Source organism: Pseudomonas sp. EA_5y_Pfl2_R50, assembly GCF_963970475.1.
Taxonomy (GTDB): domain Bacteria; phylum Pseudomonadota; class Gammaproteobacteria; order Pseudomonadales; family Pseudomonadaceae; genus Aquipseudomonas.
Map to the genome: position 1 here is coordinate 1 of NZ_CAXAPT010000150.1, position 468 is coordinate 468.

Genomic DNA, 468 nt, shown 5'->3' on the forward strand with positions numbered 1-468 from the left:
TCGACCCCGACGGCCAGGTCACCCATTACTACTACGACATCCGCGGACAATTGCTGTCGATCCGCTACCCGGACAGCAGTCGGCATCGCTTGGTGTGGAACAACCTCGGCCAGTTGACCGAAGAGACCCTGCCCGACGGTGGCGTGCGGCGTTTTTCCTACGATGCGCTGGGGCGCCGGACCACGACCGCGGACGAACACGGTGCGGTCACCCGGCAACATTGGGATGCCGTCGGCCGACTGATCCAGACGACATCTCCTACGGGCGCCACGCGCGCCTACAGCTATGGCGCCTACAACCAGGTCACCGTCGAACGCGACGAACTGGGGCGCATCACCCGCTACGAATACGACGATGACCTGCATTTGGTCTCCCGACGGATCAATCCTGACGGCACGCGGGTGCAATACCGCTACGACCATGCGCGACTGCTGCTGACGGAAATCGAAAACGAGTCCGGCGAAAAGT

1 pseudogene is annotated in these 468 nt (G+C 62.6%); it reads left to right on the forward strand.

Annotation, left to right across the window (positions count from 1 at the left end):
* A pseudogene (locus AACY19_RS27180) lies at window positions 1-468 on the forward strand (RHS repeat protein); the annotation flags it as partial.